Source organism: Limoniibacter endophyticus (assembly GCF_014652835.1).
Lineage (GTDB): Bacteria > Pseudomonadota > Alphaproteobacteria > Rhizobiales > Rhizobiaceae > Limoniibacter > Limoniibacter endophyticus.
Genome location: NZ_BMZO01000011.1, coordinates 43,369 through 67,323, shown reverse-complemented (window position 1 = coordinate 67,323; position 23,955 = coordinate 43,369). Strand labels below are relative to the sequence as shown.

Sequence of the window (23,955 nt, the reverse complement as noted above, 5' to 3'; positions counted from 1 at the left end):
TCTCAAGTGAGCGGCGGCAGTCCCGGACGGTCCTGGCCATTGCGTGAAAACGTGAAGACTTCGCAACCATCTTCGGTCACGCCGACCGTATGTTCATATTGTGCCGAGAGCGAGCGGTCGCGTGTCACGGCAGTCCAGCCATCCGCGAGGACCTTTACATGCGGCTTGCCAAGATTGATCATCGGCTCGATCGTGAAGATCATGCCGGGCCGCATCTCCACTCCGTCGCGCGGCGTGCCATAGTGCAGGATGTTCGGCGCATCGTGGAACAGACGTCCAACGCCATGGCCGCAGAAATCACGCACGACCGAGCAGCGCTCCGCTTCGGCATATTGCTGGATGGCCGCACCGATGGCACCTGTTTTGTGGCCGGGCTTGACCGCGGCGATGCCGCGCAGGAGACTTTCATAGGTCACTTCGAGCAGGCGCTCGGATGCGCGACGGATCGTACCAACAGTATACATGCGGCTGGAATCGCCATACCAGCCATCGACGACATAGGTCACGTCGATATTGACGATGTCACCTTCCTTGAGGGGTTTTTCGTCTGGAATGCCGTGGCACACCACGTGGTTGATCGAGGTGCAGGTCGATTTCGTGTAGCCGCGATAGTTCAGCGTCGCGGGAATGCCGCCCTGATCCATGCCGAACTCGAAAACGAAGCGGTCGATCATATTGGTGGTGACGCCCGGCTTGACGATATCGGCCAGTGCGTCGAGGCAGCGTGTGGTCAAATCACACGCCTTGCGCATTCCGGCAAAGCCTTCTTCATTATAGAGACGTATGTGGCCGGTGTTTCGCAAGGGGCCTGTCTCGGCTTCCATATAGGTGACCATGAGAAGTGCTCCCTGTCATGTCTTGGAAATGGTGTTTGACATGATGTGACATTACAGACGCTTTCCTTCAAGTCTTTTGCCTCGGATCTGTCGTTTTGCGCCAAAATTTCGCAGGTATGCGTAACCGTAATCGCCAGTTGAATGTCAGGTTCGCAACTATTGTAACCTGCGTGCGTTATTGCTCATTGATTTCGTTCATTCCCTGGAGGAAAATTCATGAAGAAGCTCTTTTCGGTACTCTGTGCCGGCACTTTGAGTTTGGCGATGGGTATGTCAGGCGTGGTGCCGGTCGCAGCTGCTGGTCCTGTTGCCCCGAAACCAGCGGTTGCTGCATCAATATCGGATGCAATCCAGCTCGCTCAGTACAGCGATGCTCCTGATCGCCGCATTCCACGTGTCAACCGCCGTGATTTTCGCGATGCGCGCCGTGATTTCCGCGATGTGAGGCGAGACCGCCGTGATTGGCGCGAGACTCGTCGCGATTCCCGCGAATGGCGCGGGCACCGTGGTTATCGCGATTATCGCCGTGGCTATCGCCGTCACTCGGATGGCTTCTGGTACCCGCTCGCAGCGTTTGCTGCCGGCGCGGCGATCGGTGCGGCTGTCGGCAACAGCAGCGCAGGTTCGGGCGGTAGCGCTCACGTTAACTGGTGTGCCAATCGCTATCGGTCCTACCGCGCGTCGGATAATACCTATCAGCCCTATAACGGGCCCCGCCGGCAGTGCAATTCGCCTTACTGAGATGACATTAGATGCAACAATCGAAGGGCGGCTCCGTGCCGCCCTTTTCATGCGCAAAGCCTTCAACAGCTTCAGCCTGCTCGCCGCGCCTGTATTCGTAGTGGTAGAGCGACTCATCGACCTTTAGCGTGCTTGAGCAAGAGGGCGATCTGCACCTAATGAACCTGGGCTTCTTCATGGCCGTTCCCGGCCACGGGATCATAAGGGAAAAACTCCCGCTCGGAATGGTCCAAAACGAGGACAGCAGGTCAGCCAAAATCCGGGAGCAGCTCAATAATGCTAAAGCTTTAATTGCAGTCGGATGAAATTCGGTGGCAGGTCACGTTGTCGAATAAGCATGCAGCTTGTCGAACGCGAGAGGCGCAGCAGGAATCCTCTGGTGACGTCATTATCCAAATTCTATCCGTGGCGCAGAAGCTTACCAGAAACAGATTCAATATGCGTTCGCATGGCGGCTTCAGCCGTTAGTGGATCACGTTCATGAATTGCAGCCACAATTGCGTCGTGTTCGTTGAAAGAGTGGTGCGCAGGTGGTGGGCCGGAACTATCGTCGCGAGTGCGACCCCACACCACGGTTCGACGAACTGTGTTCAGGTGATCAAACAGAATAACGAGCAGACGGTTTTGGGTTGCTCCTGCCACGGCGATGTGGAGCTGGTTATCCCAATTTTCATACTTTCTCCAGGTTTTGGCTTCGCGACATCTGCGCGCGCAAAGGCTCAGTTCTTCAAGATCAGCCTTTGAAGCGTTCAACGCCGCTTCCCTGGCTAATGCTGGTTCTAGTGTCAATCTGGCCCTTATAACCTCAATCGGACTCATCTGCCTGATGAAGTCGCTCTTTGGGTTTTCCAAGATAGTGGGTTTGGAACCAATAAATGTGCCTTTCCCGACATGCCGCCAAATTCGACCTTCGGATTCAGCAAGAGCAAGTGCCTTTCTTAACGCACCGCGCGTGACGCCCAAAATATCTACCAGCTCTCTCTCTGGTGGCAGCCGAGTTTGGTCACCTAAATCATTTTGCCCCATGTAAGCGATCAGCTGGGTGTACGCGGCCCGACCTTCATCAACGGTGAACTGGCTTGAAACAGCAGCGGTGTCAGTATCCACACTCATTCCAATCCTCCTTGTCATAGGTGTGCGTTCGCGCCTGATACCAGAACTCATCTATCGCCGCCATAGCTATGAGTTACAATTGATTAAAAATCAATCATAACCAATTTTCTATATTGACCGTATTGATTTAATAGATAACGATTGATCGCATCACTCATAGCCAGGGTAGGACATGTCAGCCATATCAGTCGTTTCAAGCGAGTACGTCGTTCCTGTTCCCAGGTTAACGACGATATCAGTTGCAGATACGGACGCAGCTTTTCCCGTGCGACGTATCTATTGCGTGGGTCGCAACTACGCAGCGCACGCTATCGAAATGGGGCACGACCCAGATAGAGAGCCCCCGTTCTTCTTCCAAAAGAACCCGGATAACATCCTGCCTGCGGGATCTGACTTTCCGTATCCTGCGGCATCGCAAGACGTGCATTTCGAGGTTGAGCTTGTCGTTGCTCTTGCTAAGGGCGGCGCGGATATTCCTGTCGGCTCCGCATTGGAGTGTGTCTACGGCTACGGTGTTGGCATCGACATGACCCGCCGTGATCTTCAGGCAGAAGCAAAGAAGCTCCAGAGACCTTGGGAAATCGGGAAGGCGTTTGAAAGTTCTGCGCCGTGCAGTGTCATCGTTCCGGCCAGTAAGATAGGCCACCCGGACCAAGGTGAAATCTGGCTCGAAGTTAACGGCGCTCGCCGTCAGACGGGAAACCTGAACCAAATGATCTGGAAAGTGCCAGAAACCATCTCCTATCTCTCCGGTCTTTTCACGCTGGCAGCAGGGGACTTGATCTATTCGGGTACGCCAGCTGGGGTAGGGGCGGTAACGCAGGGCGATATCATGGTTGCGCATGTTGATGGTGTGGGCACTCTTGAGGTTCGTGTCGTTTGACTTTTGTAAACTGATCAATGGAGAGACCCGATGATCGTAGGTATAGACCACATCGAAATCATTGTACGTGATGTGAAGAAACACGTTGAGTTCTATCAGAACATGGGATTTGAGCTATTAACCTGGACGGAGCACCATGGCGGCTCAGCAGAGCTGCAGCTCCCCGGTGAAAACCAGCCCATCATCGAGATCCACGAGCTTCTCGCTGAGGAAAATCCAGGCGTAAATCATATTTCTTTCAAGGTTCGAGATATCGAAGCCACCCACGCTGATCTCGTGTCCAAGGGAATTGGGTTTTACAAGGACGTTCACGCGTCACCTTCTACCGGGCGTAAAAATGCCCTGTTTCGCGATCCCGACGGCTGGCGGTTGCAGCTGAGCGACGAAAAACGTGTCGACTACAAAACAATCGACCAAAAGTAACGTCTGTTAAGGGATGCAACCATGGAAGACGTTTTAGAAGTCAAAGGGCTGCATACCTACTTCAACACACCGCGCGGGGTAGTGAAATCCGTGCGCGGTGTGGATCTTAGAATTGGCGCTAGTGAAATCGTTTGCCTCGTCGGTGAGTCCGGCTCGGGTAAAAGCGTTACAGCACATTCGATTATGCGTCTTCTCCCACGAGCTGGAGGTATTGCCGAAGGTGAAATACGGTTCTCCAATCTGGATATAGTCAAAGCCTCTGAAGCCGCCATGCGCAAGATACGTGGCAATGATATCTCGATGATTTTTCAGGAGCCGATGACGTCGTTAAACCCGGTCTTACGGGTAGGTAGACAGGTATCCGAGGTCATCAGACTTCATGAAAAAATTTCGGTCAAAGCTGCCAAGGATCGCGTTGTTCAGCTCTTTCGGGATGTTGGGATACCGGCTGCGGAAAAGCGATATGATGCCTATCCCCATGAGATGAGTGGAGGAATGAGGCAGCGTGTCATGATTGCGATGGCGCTGGCCTGTAAGCCACACTTAATCATAGCGGATGAGCCTACCACGGCGCTTGATGTTACCATTCAGGCACAGGTCCTGGACCTCTTGCGCAGTCTGGTGGTCGGTTCTGGGTCCTCGCTTCTGCTGATAACGCATGATTTGGGCGTAGTCTCTGAGACGGCGGATCGTGTCGCGGTCATGTATGCTGGCCAAATCGTGGAAAGCGCTGATGTTACAGAGTTTTTTGAAAAGCCGTTGCACCCGTATTCTGTGGCATTGATGAACTGTGTTCCACAGGTGGACGCCGACCATAGCATGGTCTCGGAACTGCCTACAATTCCCGGAACAGTTCCTGATCTTGCTAATCTGCCTTCAGGCTGCGTTTTTCAAGATCGTTGCCAAAATGTGTTCTCGCGGTGCCGGGAGAGCGACCCCCCATTTACGGCTCATTCTTCCACACGACAAGTGAGGTGCTGGCTTCATGTCTGATCTGCCAATTCTCTCGGTACGTAATCTCTCCAAGATCTTCGGTCCTCCTGTCGGCGGAGTGCGTGCCGTCAACAATGTGTCCTTCGATATTGCAAAAGGTGAGACTTACGCTCTGGTCGGCGAATCCGGATGCGGAAAGAGTACTCTCGGACGATGTGTTACCATGCTGGAGACACCGTCTGAAGGTGAGATCAATTTCCAAGGTCAAGACCTTACAAAAATACCGAATGAAGGACTCCGTCGTATACGGCGCGATCTTCAGATGATCTTTCAGGACCCCTACGGTTCTCTCAATCCGCGTAAAACCGTTGGTTCTATTTTGTCAGAGCCTATGCGTATTCACAGTCTCTATCCACGCTCAGCCTGGGCGGATCAGGTGGGGCAGGTGTTAGCCGAGGTTGGCCTTTTGCCTGTACACGCGCAGCGACACCCTCACGAATTTAGCGGCGGTCAAAGGCAACGCATCTCAATCGCGCGAGCGCTCACGCTAAAGCCCAAATTGATAGTGTCAGATGAGGCCGTTTCCGCACTTGATGTATCTGTACAATCTCAAATTCTCAATTTGATGGTGAGGCTGCAGAAAGACCACGGGATGGCCTACCTCTTCATCTCGCATGATCTGGGTGTAGTACAACATATTAGCGATCGCGTCGGCGTGATGTATTTGGGGCGTATCGTTGAAAGTGCAAACACGAGGGATCTGTTTAGAGCACCCCGGCACCCGTACACCCGGTCTCTGCTATCCGCAGTCCCTAAAATGGGTCGGCGCAGCAACCCCGATAGGGAGTTCCTCCAAGGGGAACTGCCGTCTCCGTTGAACCCGCCGTCCGGTTGCACATTTCATCCACGCTGCCCACTCAAGAGTGACCTCTGCGTATCTGCTGTACCGGAGATGCGCGAAATTGAAGCGCAACGCAAAATCGCTTGTCATCATCCTTTAGAAGACAAACCAAGTGCGGTTATCAACGCCGCGTAACGTTCTCACTTTACGATAAATCATGAGAGAGGAATTAGTCATGCAGGATCAAATTCCCATTCATAAAAAGTATCGTTGGAAGGGCAGTCGGACCCTGACAACATTCTTATTGCTGATTGGTCTTTCATTTGGCGCGCATGCGCAGACGAAAAACGTACTGGTTGTTGCGATACCGGGAGACGTTCCCGTTATCAACTCCGGTATAACTACCGATATCGCTTCCAGTCACATGTCTGGGCAAGTCTATAGTACGCTTGTGCGCCTTTCTCCAGCAGGTGATGTCATTCCTTCACTCGCCGAAAGCTGGAACATCTCCGATGACGGGTTGAATTACACCTTCAATCTCTTTGACAACGTAAAGTGGCATGATGGTACTGAATTCAGCGCGGAAGATGTCGCCTGGAGTTTGTGGAACGTGAACAAAGAGTTCAATGGTCCGTCATCGGGGCTTTTGGCAGCAGTTGAGTCAATTGAAGCGCTTGACAAAAATACCGTCGTTTTCAAGCTTAAATATCCATATCCGCCTTTGTTGCGTGGGCTTGCATACTTCAACAGCTCGGCAATTCTCCCAAAACATCTCTATGATGCCGATGTGACACCTTTGGAGAACCCGGCGAACTTAGCTCCAGTCGGAACAGGGCCCTTTAAGTTCAAGGAATACGTGAGAGGAAGTCATATAACGTTCGATCGCAATCCAGATTATCACCTCGATAAATTACCCTTTGCTGATCAAGTGATCTTTCAGATTATTCCAAACGATACCACGCGAGCTTTGGCCCTTCAGTCAGGGCAGGTCGATTTCATTCCATATTACGCTATGCCCTTGGGTGAAGTGGAAATGTTGCGAGAAGCGCCGGAAGTTGAAGTCACGTTTGCCAAGAGAATGATTGCCGGAATCTATATGGCATTTTTGAACACCCGGCATGAGGCCTTAGGAAAAAAAGAAGTTAGACAGGCGCTTTATCACGCATTGAACCGTGACGAGATGCTGGAGAAGGCCGGTTTCGGCTATGGCAAGGTATCGGCGGGACCGATATCGTCTGAGCAACAAATCTTCTACACCGATTCCGTAAAGCAATATGATTATGACCCTGCGAAGGCAGAGGCCATGCTGGATGCTGCCGGCTATCCACGCGGGAGCGACGGCAAGCGACTTCAGTTGCGGGTGAGTTACGATCTCAAAGAAGGACCGATGAACAATGCCGCACAACTGATGCGGTCCTATCTCAATGCCGTCGGTGTCGATTTGCAAATCCAGGGTATGGAGAGCGCTGCCTGGCGCGACTCGGCTTTTACAAAGTGGAACTTCGACATAACCATGGGTAGCTTTTCGACTGGGCCGGACCCTGCGGTAGGGGTGGAGAGGCTGTACGTGTGCCGAATGATCGAGCCACTGATGGCCAGAAACGCTTCTGGTTATTGCAACCCCGAACTCGACAAAATCTTTGAAGAAGCCAGCAAGGAAAGCAACGAGGCGCGGAGGGTTGAACTTTATCAGCAAGTGCAAGGGATACTCGCGGAAAACGCACCTCACTGGTGGCTGTGGGATCGGCTTTACCCGATTGCTTACAACTCCGAGCTTGAAGGTATCGTGGATGACCTGACGGGCTACGGAGCGTTGGAAACCGTTCGCTGGAAGCAATGATACCAAAATCATAAAAATAATGGGGAACGATCATGACATATTTCAAGATGAAGGCTTACAAATACGCATTCTTGCCTCTTCTGCTAATGTCCACAGCAATTCCGGTCTCCTCGCAGGAGAATAGCATCATAGTTGGTCTGGCTGGGGATCCAACATTGATAAACTCAGCTATTACCACCGAGATAAATTCCAGCGTTGTAGGTGCCCAAGTCTACAGTACTATTGTTCGACTGAATTACAAAGGCGAGCCAATTCCGTCTTTGGCGAAATCATGGGAAATATCTCCTGACGGAAAAACCTACACATTTCGTTTCTTCGAGGGGATCAAATGGCATGATGGCACACCCTTCACCGCGGAGGATGTTGCCTGGAGTCTTCAGAACCTGAATCGCAAATTCAACGGGCCTGCTGGCGGTCTGTTGGAGGCAGTTCAAGAAATGAAGGTCATCGACCCGCTGACCGTCGTTTTTGAACTCTCACAACCGTATCCGCCGCTTTTGCGCGGGTTGGCATATTTCAATAGCGCGATGATCCTCCCCAAGCACATTTTTGATAATGGATCGGCACCGCAGGAAAATCCAGCAAATCTCGCGCCTGTCGGAACCGGGCCATTCATTTTCAAGGAGTTTAAGAAAGGTAGTCATATCACCCTGGAAAGAAATCCCGATTACCATCTGGAGGGTCCGTGGGTGGACAGGCTTGTCTATCAGATCATTCCAAATGATGCGGCGCGAGGTCTGGCGCTCGAGAAGGGGGATATCGACTATATTCCGTATCACGTTATGCCACTGGGCGAAGTTGATCGGTTGAGCAAAGCACGGGATATAACCGTTGCATTTCAAAAGCGGTCGATTGCGGGACAATATCAGGCTTTCCTGAATACACGAAGCGGTCCGCTATCCCACAAGCGAGTCCGTCAAGCGCTGTATTTCGCGATGGATCGTCAAGAGCTGCTTGAAAAGGCAGGTTTCGGCCATGGCGTTGTATCAAAAGGTGGCGGCTTATCGTCCGAGCTGCCGATCTTTTATACCGATCAGGTTCCCCAATATCAGCACGATGTCGCTCGCGCGAACGAGATGCTGGACGAAGCGGGATACCCGCGAGGGCAGGATGGGAAACGCTTCTCACTTCGAGTGAGCTACTCGTTATCTGAAGGTCCGATGGCGAATGTCTCAAAACTTCTTCGCGCGCAATTCGCCAAAGTCGGTGTCGAGGTAATCGACGAGGGCATGGAGATGTCTGCGTGGCGGGAAAAAGCGTATGTGAAGTGGGACTTCGATGTGACGATGGGATCATATGCAAGCGGCCCAGACCCAGCAACGGGTGCGGCTGGATTTTATACCTGCGATCGGATTGTGCCGCGATCTGGTTTCAACGCCTCCGGCTACTGCAACCCAGAGCTCGACAAGCTGTTCGAGGCGGCTGGGAAAGAGCTAAACGAAGCCAACCGGATAAATCTCTACCACCAGGCTGCTGCCATACTTGCTGAAGATGTTCCGCACTGGTGGTTTTGGGATCGATACTATCCAATCGCATTTCGCTCCGGCCTCGACGGGATAACTCAGGACATCACAGGATACGGCACAATGGATGTCGTCAAATGGACTGAGTGAGCTAACAATCCGTTCTCGAAAAGGCAGGGGTAGGTTATGACCTTGTTTGGGTATCTTATCAGACGATTGTTCTACACCGTCCCTTTGCTTCTGGCGGTTATCGTCATTATCTTTATTCTTATAAATGCCGCGCCGGGCGATCCGGTCGATTTCATGGTTGGTGAAGCGGGTGCCGACCAAGCAGTCATAGATCGACTACGCGCTCAACTGGGTCTTGATCAGCCGCTCATTGTACGGCTGGGCGCCTACATTCTTGAGATCCTTCGCGGAAATCTGGGTTTCTCATACTCATCCGGTGCGCCCGTGCTCGCGCTCATCATCGAGAGATTTCCGGCAACGATCTTACTGATGGCTACACAATATGCATTGGCGGCCATCGTGGGTATCACCTTGGGCGTGATTGCTGCGCGCAAGCCGAGATCGAGGGCCGACAACGTAATTACCTTCGTTTCATTGGCGAGTTTCGCGATACCAGTCTTCTGGTTAGGACAGATGATGATTCTTGTGCTTGCCTACCATTTCAACTGGTTTCCGATTCAGGGAATGGCAAATCTACGTCGTGGCTACACGGGTATGGATTATGTTCTTGATGTAGCGTACCACATGGTTCTTCCCGCGGCGACGCTAGCGCTTTCCAATATAGGCTTAATCACTCGGCTAACACGAAGCAGTATGATTGGGGTCCTTGAGCAGGACTACGTGAAGGTTGCGCGTGCAAAAGGCTTGAGCGAAAGAGTTGTGTTAACGCGACATGCGCTTCGAAATAGTCTTCTACCCGTCATTACCGTTATCGGGGATACCTTGCCAGGCCTCATTGCGGGGGCCGTGATCGTGGAAACGGTATTCGGTTGGCCGGGATTAGGTCGCTTAACTCTTGATGCAATCAATGCCCGTGACTACTCGCTGCTTATGGGAATGTTTCTCGCGATCAGCGTTTTCGTCATCATCATCAATCTGATTGTTGATCTGCTCTACGCGGTTCTCGATCCACGTATTCGTTACCAGTAGGTTGTCCGATGGTTATTGCAATGTTGCGTCAGGCACACGGTTCGCGGGCCTGGTCACGGTTCAGTGTAAATGTCGGCGCCATGATTGGTATCACGATTGTTGGAATTATCGTCGTTCTGGCAATTTTGGCGCCCTCTCTTCCGATTTACGATCCATTACAGCTGACGACTTCCTTCCTTCCTCCTTCGCTCCAACACCCTATGGGAACGGACGCTCTTGGAGCGGACGTCTTTTCCAACGTCATACATGGCGCTCGTGTTTCTCTTATCGTCGGGCTTTGCGCAGTCATCACGTCAACGATCATCGGCGTGACAATCGGAGCTGCGTCCGGATACTTCGGTGGAAATACCGACACAGGTCTGATGCGTCTGGCCGAAATGTTTCAGATAATGCCGCAATTCTTTCTTGCTATCGTCATTGTCGCTCTATTTGGTGCCAGTATTTGGAACGTCGTACTGGTTATAGGCGTGCTCACCTGGCCTGTTACCGCACGCCTTCTCAGGGCTGAGTTCCTTACCCTGCGCAAACGAGATTATGTCGATGCAGCACGAAATCTTGGCATGTCGCATTTCGACATTGTCTTCAGAGAGATAATGCCTAACGCACTGCCACCGATCATCGTTAATTGTACGCTTCAGATTTCAAGCGCGATCCTGCTTCAAACCAGTTTGGCTTTTTTAGGTTTGGGTGATCCCAATGCAATCAGCTGGGGTACAATGCTGCACACAGCGCAGGACTATTTCAGTAGGGCTTGGTGGATGGCGGCTTTTCCTGGTTTAGCTTTGTTTTTGACGACGTTAAGCCTGAATCTGGTCGGCGATGGACTAAACGACGCTCTGAACCCTAAAGCTTTGTAACGCACGAGTGCTGTGCACAAACAAGTGCCTTAGGGCCTTGTCTGACTGTTTCGATGTTCACTCCCCGTTGCCTCGCAATTTCAGCACTCGGCATCTTCGGCACTATAGGGGACGTTCACTATTTGCCGAGACCTTCTCGGTCTATGGCATCCGCAGGGTTTGGCTTTCGGACCTTATCCGCAAGCTGGGCTGGCTTGGTCTACAGACTTCGTCATCGATGCCGCAATCGCCGGATGGGGTGCATCGCGAACCGCTCATGGGGAAGCATCACAGCGATAGAGGCAGCCAACGGGTACTCACCACGTACATTGAACAATTGGTAGAGGCCGGTATGGTGCCGTCAGGGGCAGCATTGGCGACTCCTATGACAACGGCCTCGACCGAGGCCCCGGCGGGTGGTTCGTGCATTGACAATATGCCGACGCTGCTGGCCGGCGTTGCGCGCTGCGATTACTGTGGCCAGGATGGACCTGAATGCGGGCAGGGGGGCTGTCGCTGCTGCGGTTCGCTGGGCCCATCTCTACACACAGATCACGCCGGAGAAGCTCCAACGATTTGCCAATCTGCTGCGCGACGGAGCTGGGTCGGGCCGGTGCCCGTATGATCATGAGTGAAGCGGGAGTGAACAATGAGGCAAAACAGGATCAGCGGGTCGAATCGATCCTGGCGAAGGTTGCAATCGCAAGGCCTTGGCAAGACCCACCTGCATTTCTCTCTTTTGTTTGGAAATGGTACGCCCAAGGGGAATCGAACCCCTGTTTGCGCCGTGAAAGGGCGCCGTCCTAACCGCTAGACGATGGGCGCGCTCAAGATGTGGGCCTTATAGAGGGCTTATTCTTCGTCGGCAAGAAGGAAAATCATGCGATGGCCAGAAAAATGCGCTGACCCAAAGAGAGGAAAATCGAGGCCACGAGCAAAGTTGCCACTGTGAGGAAAACGCCGCAAATCCGCGTTCCGACGATATAAGTTTGAATGAAGGAAAAATATCCTGTTGCGCCAATACGCATAGTCATGAATCACATAAATATTGGCTTCTAAACGTAAAAATTGGCGAATGCGCAGCTCTCGAATAATGAGGGCGGCTACCCGTAGTGCTGATCGTTGCTCTCCGCGCATATCTTTATATTCCGCGTCAAACGCAATGGGTAGGCAAGGAGTTTGGACAAATCGCATGAGCCTCAGCGGGATGTGGATAGTGACCGTCAGCCCCCTCAAGGTGCCGAACAGAATACTTGTTCATTTCATCAAATTTTCAGAACAAACCCTTATTTGGAAAGGCCCGGATCTGATTCTCCGGTTCACTCCCAATGATGCGCCTGCCTTGCACCGTCGATGAGTGTCCTCTCGCGTGTGCCATGCTCATTGGCTAAGCGGAAGGTCATCCTGATTTTCTCTGACAGCAATGCTCCATCCTGACACGTCAGCTTTTTATGCTTTCTCGAGACATGCAGTATAGGCCACGCGATTGGATGGAGATCTCGGCTGTATCTTTTGTCTGGCGAGGTAGGTCGCTTGGCGGTTGGAGGCGTGTGCTAAGAAGTTTTTTGAAACATGACGCGTGCATATGACGCGGTGTTGATCGTCAGCACTTTAAGAGCAGAGTGAGTAAGGAGGGGGCCTGGCTTGGGCTCCCCGTCCGTATAAATACGCCCTTTTCAAGCTTGTCTTTTCCGATAGTCATTCAAGTCGCTACGTAACCATACCTCCCAAAGCCTCGGGTGTTTTTTGCCAAGATTGGAGAGAGTTACTGGTGAAAATTACTAGGTTAATAATTTCTATTTGAGTAAATTGATGCATAAAATAATCTTCTTTTCGGTTAGCCTGCTTGCTCTTACAGGCTGCGGCACAATCACCCGTGGTGCCAACGAACCTGTTCGCATCGAGTCCGAGCCAAGTGGCGCACGCGTCACGACCGATATCGGGTTGTCCTGCCCGAAAACGCCGTGTGTTCTTAAAGTTCCACGAAACAAGGCATTCACCGCGACAGGAAAATTGGGTGACAAGACGGGTTCGGTTCGCGTCGAGACGGTTGCGACTGGTAACGGCAATGTCGCCCTGGCAGGCAATGTGGTTGCAGGCGGCGTTATCGGCTTGGGCGTTGATGCTGCAACAGGAGCCAATAAGGATCACAAGCCCAATCCTGCAATCATCGTGTTGAAATAGCATGCTCTGGCGATACTGGCGCACAGGTGGCTTGCTTCAGTATCGTCTTATGCCTTCCCGGAAGCCTCGCACAACGGAAGCACGTTTGAGCCGGGTAAAAGTTGATCGCGCCTCTTCATTTGCTCAGGGTAAATACGCTCTTTGAACCCTGTTTTTTCGTACCGTTCCATTTTGTATGAGGCTTTTGATGACGTTTTCAGTTTCTGCGCGGAGCATAGTAACAGGCGTTTTGACCCGCAGCGCCTTTGAGATGGATGGTGCTTGCTATGCGTAGCTTTGTTTTGATGGCACTGGCCAGTTTTATGGCAACCTCGTGCATTGGCGGGAATGCTTTTGCGGAAGAGAAATATCCCTGCAAGCCGGAATCCGAAGAAAGGTTTCGGTGGGCACGAATGCAAAGCATGGATCGCAAGTATCTGATCAGAAAAGAACTTGGACCTCACACCTTTTATATCCCATGGGCGTATTTTATGGGCCGCCAAACGCCCGAACGCGTAAACTGCCACCCTATAACGGAGGAGATCGAGTTTGCGTTCTGGATGCCAGACTTGCGCGCGCCGCAGGAAGATGTGTGGCTGCCATGGACATTTCGGCCACAAGAAAAGGGCAGAGAACCTCCGCAAGAAAACGAGTATGTCGTCAAGGTTATAGAGGTTAAATCGATTTCACCTGAAAATCATGCGGGGAAATACGAGTTTTGGTTTAAAAACGTTTCCAGCAGAATTTCTGATTCTCGATATAGTATTGAAGAAAAGTATAGTCTGAAAAGAATTGTCCCGGATGTATACGATCCTCGTGAGGCATTCGATTTTTATGCTCAGTTATCAGATGAACGATTCAGTATTTTTTTGAGATGTACACACCCGCAATTCAAGGTGGTTAATCCTCTTTGCGATGGAAACCTATACCTTCGCGATTTGGGCTTAGAAATCGTATTTCGCATTCCGAACGATTCCTTGCCGCAATGGTTCGAAATTAAAAATGCGACACATACCTTACTCACTGCGTGGAATGAAAAATAGTCAATAATTTTAGATATATTTTGGGAGATTATTTATGTCAGATCATTTTTCATTTTCTGATGCGCAAGTCGAAGAACTCAATCGCATCACAAATAATAGCAAAGGCAATTTCGCCGCTGCTTATGATTACATGCGAGAACAGATCACCATTCCTTCTTCAGCAATGACAAGCGCGGAACGTCCTTCTCTTCAAGGTGCAACATACTGGTTGCAAAAGGCGGCTGAAATCAATCGGAACGATCCTAACAGCGCTGCGAACACGTTTATCAGGTCGGTTACTCACAATGGCTGGTTATACGATAACGAACATTCCGACCCAGCAAGAGTTCAAGGCAATTCGGACTTAATTGGCAAGTCGGTTATGAAAGATGTTTTGAATCTTAAGAAAATGCCAGCCGTCAGCCATTTGCTCTCGCGGGACGTTAATTCTGCTCTTGATCAAGGGGGACAAACGCTTGCAGGCTGGGGAGGCAGCTTTGCTTATGGCGAGTTGCAGCTCACACCCAGACTTGGCGATACGGTGAATAGCCGCCTGTTGAGCAATCCTAGAGAACACGAGAAATTCGTATCCGTTGTGGCGAAAGCAACGCTGGAAACGGTTGCCAAACACGGGGTCAGCATCGAGCAGGTGCTGACGGGTATGGGCGCGCAGACTTCGGATTCTCTCAAAGCTGAAATTATCAACCGTGTACTGGACTATCTTGATGGATCGGGAAACGGTTTGGCAGGAAATCCGAATATTATCGATGGCTATAAGGCCCGTGTAAGCCCAGATGGTAGCGTGACCTGGTACAAGCACGACAAAAGTCTGAATCAGGTCGATTTGGAGGATACGGGTAAAATAGCTGAACTTAACGAGAGACGTGACATCCGGATCGAAAAGGGCATCAATCACAAGTGGCAAAATGATAATCCGCCGACGGTGAATGATCTTGAAGCGCATATTCGCTGCTTTCCCGCTGGCACGCTTATCTCCATGGCGGATGGCTCCCGCAAACCCATCGAGCAGATTGCGGTTGGTGACGAGGTGCTGGCCTTCGACGGGTTCGGGGCTTTGCAGCCACGCAAGGTCACGAAACCGTTCAATAACGTCACTGACGAATGGCTGGAACTGCGCTTTGCAGATGATTTGAACCGCGAACCGCTGATTGCCACGCCGGGCCACGTCTTCTTCACGTCGGAAGGCGAGTTCAAGCAATTGCATGAGCTGGTTGATGCAGACGGCAAAGCGCAGATCGTGCTGGAGGATGGGTCTCTGACCCGAGTGGACGTTGTCCGCATTTCCTTTAGCGAGGAAACCGCAGACCGTTTTGAGATTATTTTAAATAAGAACAAAACAGAAACAAATGACGCTGCGTCAGATATTGCTAATGGATGGAAGACCTATAATTTCGAGGTCGAAGGGCTGCACACCTATGTCGCTGGCGGCGTGCGTGTTCACAACTTGTCGACCTTGCAGGACCATACGGTTTCTGAAAGCCAGATGACGGCTTTGAAAGGTCTGTTTGGTGACGATCTGATCAGCGTGCCTTCAAGCGAACAGGGCAAATTTGTATACATTTTCGATCCGAACAAAACCATCACGCTGAAGGACGGCACGGTTTCAACCTATGCTGACCTCGCCAAAATGATGGAAACGCGTGTCGTGACCATCGAAGAGGTGATGAACGACACGTTCAGCAAGGTCCCCGGCTACCTGAACCATATGGCTCCGTCCATCATCGCCGATCTCGTTCGCGGCGATAGCCTGGAAGACGTTGCCAAGAAATATGCGATCCAGCTTGGTGTAAAAGTCGGTGTTGATGGCCTGTCGAAACTGCTGGGTTTCGAAGGAACGGTCGTTGAACGGCACGCTAATGGCACGCCTATCCTCAATGACGCGACGTTCTTGAACACACCTGCGGGTGAGGCCTGCAAGAATGCCATTATCAGCTTTGCTATTGGCGCTGCGCTCAACGGCGACAAGATGGATAGCAAAGACTATCTTAAGCTCGCTGCCAATGTCAGTGTTGCAGAGGTTGTCCAATATAGTCTGGCAAATTCCGGGTTTTCCTGGGCAACCAGCGGTGAGCTTGCAAATACGTGGGGCATTGCGGGCAATAAGCTGACAATTCTCCAGCGTCCCGCGCCTCTTTCCATCGAAGGCCAGGCTGCTGCTGCCGCCGCTATCGCATTCTTTGCGAACATTATCGATCACGGTTTCAAGGATTTTGGTAATACGGTCAAGTCGACGGCGATTGCAGCTGCTTCAAGTTATCTCGGAGGAAAAGTCGCGGCACTGTTAAGCGCGGCAATCCCAATCCCGGGACTGAATATCATTTTCGGTGCGGTTTTTGGCAAGCTGCTTACCAAAATCTTCATGGCAAACAAGTTGCCACCGCTCATTCAGATCGAGAATCTACCCGACGGCAGCCAGAAGATTTTCGTCACGAATATTCCAAACGGTCACATTGTCGAGGCGCGTGCGGGCCGGGCGGACAAGCTGATCGGTCATGACAAGAGTGATGTGCTGATAGGCTCAGATGCCGATAATGAGCTGCACGGTAATAGGGGTAATGACCGCCTGCTCGGTAATGCGGGCAATGATACTCTTGTCGGCGGCGAAGGTCTCGACACACTGATCGGTGGCGCTGGGGTTGATACCATTGTCGGCGGCGAAGGCGACGACACGATTTTCGGCGACGAACTTATTCATGCTGGCGCGAATGCGCAGTCTGCACGCGCTGATGGCGGTGCGGACAGAGTTTCCGCGGGTCCTGGCAATGATACAGTCGATGGCGGCGGTGGTAACGACAATATTTCAGGCGATGACGGTGATGACGTTCTCAAGGGTAATCTCGGCGACGATGTTGTTATTGGTGGCGGCGGTGCCGATGACATCCATGGCGGTGAAGGCAACGATATGCTCTATGGCGGGGCACTCGTTGAGCAGGGCGATGATCTTGTTTTAACCGGCTCGGAAGCCGACACGCTGAATGGCGATGCGGGTAACGATACGATCTTCGGCGGCGATGGTGACGATACTATTTACGGTGGTGAAGGTGATGATCGCCTGTATGGCGACAGCTTCGTCATGGCCGAAAAGGGCAAAGGCGCGGTCCGTCTGACCGGAACAGGCAATGACCTGATGCATGGTGGAACTGGTGACGACATCATGCATGGTGGCGGCGGCAATGACATCATGTATGGTGACGAAGGCAACGATACGCTGGATGGCATGGATGGTGATGACACGATTCATGGCGGCGCAGGAACCGATACGCTGAACGGTAGTGCCGGCAATGACACCTTGCATGGTGGCGAAGGTAGTGACGCACTTAGTGGTGGCGAAGGTGCCGACACACTTGATGGCGGCGCAGGCGCTGACACTTTGCTCGGCGACGAGGGTCACGATGTGCTGCGCGGCGGCGAAGGTACCGACACCTTGAACGGCGGCGAAGGTAATGACGCGCTTCATGGCGGCATGGGTAACGACCAGTTATTCGGCGAAGGCGGTCCCGATACACTGCATGGTGACGACGGCGATGATGCTCTGTTCGGCGGTACTGGCAATGACATATTGCATGGTGGTGCTGGCAATGACCGATTGCTGGGTGAGATTGGCGATGACACGCTGGAGGGCGGACATGGTGACGATACGCTGAATGGTGGGTCACAAAACGACATCTTGCGCGGCGGCGCGGGCAACGACACGCTGCTTGGCGGCACAGGTGACGATGTTCTCGAGGGTGGTGATGGGAACGACGTTCTAAACGGTGCGGCGGGAAAAAATACATTGTCCGGCGGCAACGGTGATGATCGCCTGGAAGCACGTTATGCCTGGACGACATTGCGGGGCGATGCAGGAAATGACATTCTCACGACGACCGTTGCTGGTAATCGATTGGAAGGGGGAACTGGCAATGATCAGTATGCCGCTCACCTTGCGCCGGGAAATACTGTTATCAGCGATATCTCTGGCATTGATACGCTATACATTGCCTCAAACCACTCGGTGAAGAATGCCAGCCTTACCAAGGAAGGTAACAATCTCGTCGTCTACAGTGTAGCTGTGCCAGCTGCCCGCATCGTTATCGAAAATCATTTTTCGACATCGAGCCTCGAAAAAATTCAATTTTCAGATGGCTTTTCTATCCAACTCGACAAACTTATCATCGGTTCGGCGGGCGATGATCGTCTTGTCGGCACTGACGGGTCGGACGGCATTCTGGCGCTTGCTGGGAATGACACGGTGCTTGGGCAAGGCGGCGATGATTTCATCGATGGTGGCCCCGGCAAGGACGCGATCTACGGTGGCGACGGAAACGACGTGCTGCATGGCTCGTCGGAAGATGATCTTCTGGTCGGCGACGCTGGAAACGACCAGATCGTCGGTGGTGCAGGCAATGACATGATGATTGGGGGTGCTGGTGCCGACAAGTTCGTCATCGGAAAGAATGCTAAGGACCGCGATACGATCGCAGATTTTAAAGGCTCTGTAGATAAGATCGACCTGACTGCCTTTAGCCGCGATTTCGTCTCACTCAAGCAAATGCATATTCAGGGCGCTTCTTTCCAGGATAGTGCAAATGGAACAACAATCCGCCTTGCCAGTGGTCAACAAGTCACACTTGATGGCATGAAGTCCAATCAGCTTACTGAAAAGCATTTTGAATTTCAGCTGACAAAAGTCGCAGGCCTAACTGGCACGGCTGGCAACGACATTATAACAGGCACAAAAGGCGACGATACGATCAGAGACGGAAAGGGCTTTGATCGTGTAACGGGTGGTGCTGGGAAGGATCTTTTCGTCGTCGGCGCTGACAAAGGTTCATTCGATACGATTACGGACTACACGCCGGGCGTCGACAAGCTAAATCTGTCTCAATGCGCCGACATTATCGATGTTCAGCAATTGCGCATGGAACAACGCGGCAGCGATACGCTAATCCATCTTCGCGTTGGGCAAAAGCTTTTGCTTGAAAATGTCAGTAAATCCGCTTTGAGTAACGCCGATATCATTTTTGATACCTTCGTCGACAAGACCATGGAAGCAAAGCGCTTTGAAGGCGCGACGCAATACGACTGGGCATCGGACCTCGTTGCGGGAGCGGAAGACAAGCAATTCTATCGTGCTAACAACAATACCAATTTTCACTACGGCACGAACCTGGTAGCTGTCGGCTCAGCTGGCGCTGGCGCACCTCCAATAACCCTAAATTTCAATACGGGCGAGAATTATACTAATGTCCCAATATTTGTTACTACAAATACGACACAACAGAAAAAGAAAAAATTTTTATTTTTTACAACGGGCAAGCGTTATACAGAGATAACGGAGGTCAATGGTGACTGGTCGGGAGCATTCACCCCCAGTGATCAAGAAAAAATCGATGCTATTGCAGGCCCCCTACAGTACGCAATGCGTGGAATGGACTGGCATACAGCTCAATTTCACGCTCGAGGTATGGCTGGTGTAAAGCCAACGATGAATAATAAAATTTTTGGTGCCGCCTGGAACGAGAAAATCCGTAGCCTCACAGGGCACGACGCCGTTTTCGCAAATGAGGGTGATGACTACGTATGGGCTGGCACGGGTAATGATTACGTCGATGGCGGTACTGGCAACGACGTCATCTATGGCGAGGATGGCAACGATCAGCTGTTGGGGCAAACCGGAAATGATCATATCGAAGGTGGAAACGGTAATGACATTTTATGGGGTCACTTAGGGGATGATGCGCTTCACGGCGGTCCAGGTGATGATGAGATTTATGGCGGTGAAGGTCACGACACGATTCATGGCAATGATGGTAATGATCACCTGTCGGGAGGTCCTGGAAACGATAAACTGTGGGGTGACGCTGGCAATGACACGCTCCGTGGCGAAGCTGGCAATGACACGCTCAATGGTGGTGAAGGATCAGACCTTATCTACGGCGGTGAAGGAAATGATAGCGTCAGCGGTCTTGGCGGCAATGACATTCTTCACGGCGAAAATGGGAATGATACCGTTCTTGGTGGCGCAGGCAATGACACAATCACGGGCGGTAACGGCAACGATCATCTGAATGGAAATAGTGGCAACGATGCCATTCATGGCGAAGTTGGCAATGATGTTCTCCACGGCGAAGATGGTGCTGACATCCTGAAAGGTGGCGCTGGCAATGACACGCTCGATGGTGGCAATGGTAATGATACACTGCAAGGCGACGACGGTGATGATCACCTGAAAGGTGGCGCCGGCAACGATTATCTGCTTGGTGGTGCTGGCCATGACGCAATTTATGGCGATGACGGAAATGACCGCCTTCTTGGCGAAGACGGTAATGATCGCATGTATGGTGGCGTAGGCAACGATCTCGTCAAAGGTGGCGCTGGACAAGATCATATCGAAGGCAATAATGGCGATGATCTGATTTATGGCGAAGGCGGAAAAGATCTTCTTCATGGTGGTCAAGGCAATGATGTCATCCATGGCGGCGGCGATGACGATTTCATCTTCGGTGGTCCGGGGTGCGACGTACTCATCGGCGATGCAGGTAGCGATTATCTTCTAGGTGGCCTGAACAGCGATATCCTCAACGGTGGAGCTGGTAACGATCGTCTATCTGGAGATGCAGGTGCCGACACGATCAATGGTGCTGATGGTGACGATTGGATTTCAGGCGGCGCTGATAATGATACGCTCTATGGCGATAACGGCAATGATGGAATCTGGGGCGATGATGGCAATGACCGCATTGAAGGCGGCGCTGGCAACGACGTTCTAGACGGCGGCAATGGCGATGACGTCGTGATGGGTGGTTACGGTGCTGACCGCATCACGGGTGGTGCTGGTAATGATATTATCGTTGGTCAGGCAGGTGCTGACTATCTCGTTGGCGGTGCTGGTAGAGATACGTTTCGGTTCGATGTCACGACCGATAGCACGATGGATGCCTTCGACGTCATCGCTGATTTCACGCCCGGACAGGATGCTATCGACATTCGCCCCTTGGGGATTGGTCGTGCAGGCGTAACAATTGGTGCCGATGGTGCTGACAGCTACATCCGCGGTCTCAACGTCGATTTCTCCGTGAAAATCCTCGGGCATCAGGCATCGCTGGACTGGATTGTCGCGTAGAAAACTTGGGAGGGATCGGTGGAAAATACCGATCCCTTCTAGACGCTACTTCAATTTCTCCGTCTGAGGCCGAGGGCGTAAGTCGGCAGGAGTACCTACTATGCGAGGCGCCACCCCCGAGCGCTTTGGGTACTCTCTGCTTCTTGGCGTAAGAGTGCCAGCAAATTTTCCGAGGCGATTTCCACACCGGGAAGTGTCTTGCAAAAGAAGATCTTCAGTATCTGGCAAGCGATCTTTCAGGACGGCGAACATGGTTTCGTTGGTCGCGGCCGCGATGTGTTGTCATTGCGAGCGGGGACATCGCACGGGTGCTGTATACCGATACTATGCCTGCTCGCTGCGTATGCTCGCAGGGCCAAGTGAATGGGTCGGCCAGTCCGTCGGTATGGACTGGCGAGACGATCTCGTCATATCGCGTTTGCAGAGCCGTCTTTTGACGGAAGCAGAATAACAGAGATTTTGATTCAAACCTTGTCGAGGTCAGAAATGTCGTTGAGAGCTTTCACGATATGCTGCGGCATAGATTTGAAGATGATCTCGACGCTTGAATAAACCGACCAGCGATAAGCTTGGTCGCATCATTCGCCAACCGCGTTATCTGCAACAGAGCAACGGCTCAGAATGCGATTGCCTCAATCTGGTCAAACGGCAGACAGAGGACCAGATCACCCGGCTGAAACTCATCCAGCGTCCAATGTAGCAGCGGGGGAAATCCGATTGGCTGGCGACATGCGTATCGTCGGAGCAACATTGTATCATCAAGATTACGGCGGCGTATAGTTCATATCTGATGACAATTCACCCAGAAACAGCCCGATTCAAAGCGAGCACGTCCGGGACGACTTGACAGGGCGGAATAGGTCGGTTCAATATTCAATTGGGTCAATTGAAGATCAATTACAAAAGACGCCTGCCCACCTTCGGGGACCCGTCGATCGGTCACGCCAACAACAGGGTTGTTACAATGTATAAAAGGACCAGCATTATGCTGCTCATGGGTGCCGCGGTGCTTGCGCTCGGCCTCGTCGGCACCGCCGGAGCAGAGCAGTTGCGCATCGGAGTGTCGGCGGACGTCACCTCAATGGACCCGCATTTCTACAATGCCACCCCTAATAACGAGATCGCCTTTCACGTCTTCGACACCCTCACTTGGGTCGAGACTTCGGGCGAGATGGTCGGTCGCCTCGCCACCGGATGGAAGGCGGTGACCGACACCGAATGGCAGATCACCCTACGCCCAGACGTCAAATGGCATGACGGCTCTGCTTTCACCGCTGACGACGTGGTTTACAGCTTGAAGCGGTTGAGCACGGTCGAGGGAGCCGGCGGCTTTGCAAGCCTTCTCAACACCATGACCGACGTAGAGAAGATCGATGACTTGACCGTGCGCATCACGACCTCCAGCCCGGCGCCAAACATTCCGCGGGCTTTGGCTCTGATTGCAATTGTGCCAGCCGCCAACGAAGGCAAGGCCACCCCTGACTATAACAGCGGTACCGCGATGATCGGCACCGGCCCCTACAAATTCGCAAGTTATGTCCCCGGCACCGGCGTGAAGCTGGCTGCCAATCCCGATTGGTGGGGCGGCGATCTGCCTTGGTCTGAAGTTGAGTTCACCTTGGTGACGAACCCTGCCGTGCGCACCACTGCGCTGTTGTCCGGCGACTTTGACGTGGTGCAGATGCCGCCAGCCACCGATCTTTCGCGCATCGATGCCGATCCGAACTACAAAATAATCAAGGGGCCGGCATTACGGGTGGCCTACGTCAACCCGATCCGCGCCATCGCCGCCGATGGGGAGGGGATCACTGGACCGGATGGCAAGGTTCTGGACCCATCGCCGCTGGAAGATTTGCGCGTGCGCGAAGCGCTGTCCCTTGCGATCAATCGTGAGGGTCTCGTGGACCGCATTATGCTCGGAACTGGCGCGGCGACCAGTCAGATGATGCCTCCCGGGGGGTATGGCTTCATCCCGGGCTTGCCCGAGCTGGGCTATGATCCCCAAAAGGCCAAGGCCCTGCTGGCCGAGGCGGGCTATCCCGACGGCTTCTCGCTGTCTCTGACGGTCGCCAGCGATCGGGTACCGCTCAACGTCGACGTGGCGCAGGCCATCGTCCAGATGTGGAGCAGGATCGGCGTGAATGCCACTGTCAACGCGGTGCCGACCGCCGTCTACAGCAATGTGGGAGCAGGCCAGAAGATCCCTGTCTATCTAGGTAGCATGGGTAATTCGAGCGGCGAGGTGGGCGCGACGCTTGTCTCGTTGCTGCAGACCTACGACAAGGAAAAGGCTACCGGATCGTACAACTGGAGTCGCTATTCCAACGCCGAATTCGACAAAATCCTCTCGGCCGCAATGACAGCGATGGACACTGCCGAGCGTGAGGAGCTGTTGCGGCAGGCGACGGGAGTGATGCTGAAAGATTTCGGGGTGATCCCGCTCTATCACATTACGAACATCTGGGCCGCGCGCGAAGGATTGACCCTCGATACCCGCCCCGATGCCATGACGATCGCCTGGCGCGTCCTGCCCGTTTCCAAATGACCTTTTCGGGGCGGATGTCCGAGCCCGCCCCG

16 protein-coding genes and 1 tRNA gene are annotated in these 23,955 nt (G+C 52.6%); 13 read left to right on the top strand and 4 right to left on the bottom strand.

Translation table 11 applies throughout. From position 1 onward, the window contains the following. Positions 1 to 2: 2 nt before the first annotated feature. Positions 3 to 836 carry a type I methionyl aminopeptidase gene (map, locus tag IE151_RS15620; protein WP_189492292.1) on the bottom strand — a complete coding sequence of 278 codons (834 nt, stop codon included), beginning with the start codon at positions 834 to 836 and terminating at the stop codon, positions 3 to 5. A gap of 216 nt (positions 837 to 1,052) precedes the next feature. On the opposite strand from map, the gene IE151_RS17885 reads away from it, so the two are divergent. After that, complete coding sequence (locus IE151_RS17885) at positions 1,053 to 1,577, top strand: BA14K family protein (RefSeq protein ID WP_189492290.1); 525 nt, start codon at positions 1,053 to 1,055, stop codon at positions 1,575 to 1,577. Between the two features lie 399 nt (positions 1,578 to 1,976). Here the strand turns inward: IE151_RS17885 and IE151_RS15610 are convergent, their stop codons facing one another. Then, positions 1,977 to 2,690, bottom strand: a complete 714-nt coding sequence (locus tag IE151_RS15610) for a FadR/GntR family transcriptional regulator (protein ID WP_189492287.1) — start codon at positions 2,688 to 2,690, stop codon at positions 1,977 to 1,979. A gap of 172 nt (positions 2,691 to 2,862) precedes the next feature. Here IE151_RS15610 and IE151_RS15605 point away from each other — a divergent pair, with 172 nt between their 5' ends. Genes IE151_RS15605 through IE151_RS15570 form a run of 8 tightly spaced genes read left to right on the top strand, consistent with a single transcriptional unit; the run spans position 2,863 to position 11,088 of the window. Then, a complete protein-coding gene (locus IE151_RS15605; RefSeq protein WP_189492283.1) occupies positions 2,863 to 3,573 on the top strand; it encodes a fumarylacetoacetate hydrolase family protein in 711 nt (236 codons plus the stop codon). Between the two features lie 30 nt (positions 3,574 to 3,603). Then, on the top strand, positions 3,604 to 3,996 hold the full coding sequence (locus IE151_RS15600; RefSeq protein ID WP_189492280.1) for a VOC family protein: 393 nt from the start codon (positions 3,604 to 3,606) through the stop codon (positions 3,994 to 3,996). 21 nt (positions 3,997 to 4,017) lie between these two features. Continuing rightward, on the top strand, positions 4,018 to 4,989 hold the full coding sequence (locus IE151_RS15595) for an ABC transporter ATP-binding protein (protein WP_189492277.1): 972 nt from the start codon (positions 4,018 to 4,020) through the stop codon (positions 4,987 to 4,989). Then, positions 4,982 to 5,965 (top strand): ABC transporter ATP-binding protein, encoded by a 984-nt coding sequence (locus IE151_RS15590; RefSeq protein WP_189492274.1) that lies wholly within the window; start codon positions 4,982 to 4,984, stop codon positions 5,963 to 5,965. Before IE151_RS15595 ends, IE151_RS15590 begins: the two co-directional genes overlap by 8 nt. A 40-nt stretch (positions 5,966 to 6,005) precedes the next feature. Continuing rightward, the gene (locus IE151_RS15585; RefSeq protein ID WP_189492270.1) at positions 6,006 to 7,610 is read left to right on the top strand and encodes an ABC transporter substrate-binding protein; all 1,605 of its coding nucleotides are present in this window, start codon (positions 6,006 to 6,008) and stop codon (positions 7,608 to 7,610) included. A 32-nt stretch (positions 7,611 to 7,642) separates the two neighbouring features. After that, complete coding sequence (locus tag IE151_RS15580; RefSeq protein ID WP_189492266.1) at positions 7,643 to 9,223, top strand: ABC transporter substrate-binding protein; 1,581 nt, start codon at positions 7,643 to 7,645, stop codon at positions 9,221 to 9,223. A gap of 36 nt (positions 9,224 to 9,259) precedes the next feature. After that, a complete protein-coding gene (locus IE151_RS15575) occupies positions 9,260 to 10,231 on the top strand; it encodes an ABC transporter permease (protein ID WP_189492263.1) in 972 nt (323 codons plus the stop codon). A gap of 8 nt (positions 10,232 to 10,239) precedes the next feature. Further along, entirely contained in the window at positions 10,240 to 11,088 is an 849-nt protein-coding gene (locus IE151_RS15570; protein ID WP_210310903.1) for an ABC transporter permease, read from the top strand. A gap of 729 nt (positions 11,089 to 11,817) precedes the next feature. Here the strand turns inward: IE151_RS15570 and IE151_RS15565 are convergent. Both IE151_RS15565 and IE151_RS15560 read right to left on the bottom strand, forming a co-directional pair. Continuing rightward, a tRNA-Glu gene (locus IE151_RS15565) sits at positions 11,818 to 11,892 on the bottom strand. Between the two features lie 27 nt (positions 11,893 to 11,919). After that, a complete protein-coding gene (locus tag IE151_RS15560; protein ID WP_189492261.1) occupies positions 11,920 to 12,204 on the bottom strand; it encodes a hypothetical protein in 285 nt (94 codons plus the stop codon). Between the two features lie 675 nt (positions 12,205 to 12,879). Between IE151_RS15560 and IE151_RS15555 the strand changes: the two genes are divergently transcribed. From IE151_RS15555 to IE151_RS15540, 4 genes are all read left to right on the top strand, one after another. Further along, positions 12,880 to 13,251: a translation initiation factor 2 gene (locus tag IE151_RS15555; protein WP_189492259.1), complete on the top strand. Its 372-nt coding sequence runs from the start codon at positions 12,880 to 12,882 to the stop codon at positions 13,249 to 13,251. A gap of 266 nt (positions 13,252 to 13,517) precedes the next feature. Then, complete coding sequence (locus IE151_RS15550; RefSeq protein WP_189492256.1) at positions 13,518 to 14,273, top strand: hypothetical protein; 756 nt, start codon at positions 13,518 to 13,520, stop codon at positions 14,271 to 14,273. A gap of 361 nt (positions 14,274 to 14,634) precedes the next feature. Next, positions 14,635 to 21,378, top strand: a complete 6,744-nt coding sequence (locus IE151_RS17835) for a hypothetical protein (RefSeq protein ID WP_189492253.1) — start codon at positions 14,635 to 14,637, stop codon at positions 21,376 to 21,378. A 985-nt stretch (positions 21,379 to 22,363) separates the two neighbouring features. Then, positions 22,364 to 23,923, top strand: a complete 1,560-nt coding sequence (locus IE151_RS15540; protein WP_189492250.1) for an ABC transporter substrate-binding protein — start codon at positions 22,364 to 22,366, stop codon at positions 23,921 to 23,923. The last annotated feature ends 32 nt before the right edge of the window (positions 23,924 to 23,955 follow it).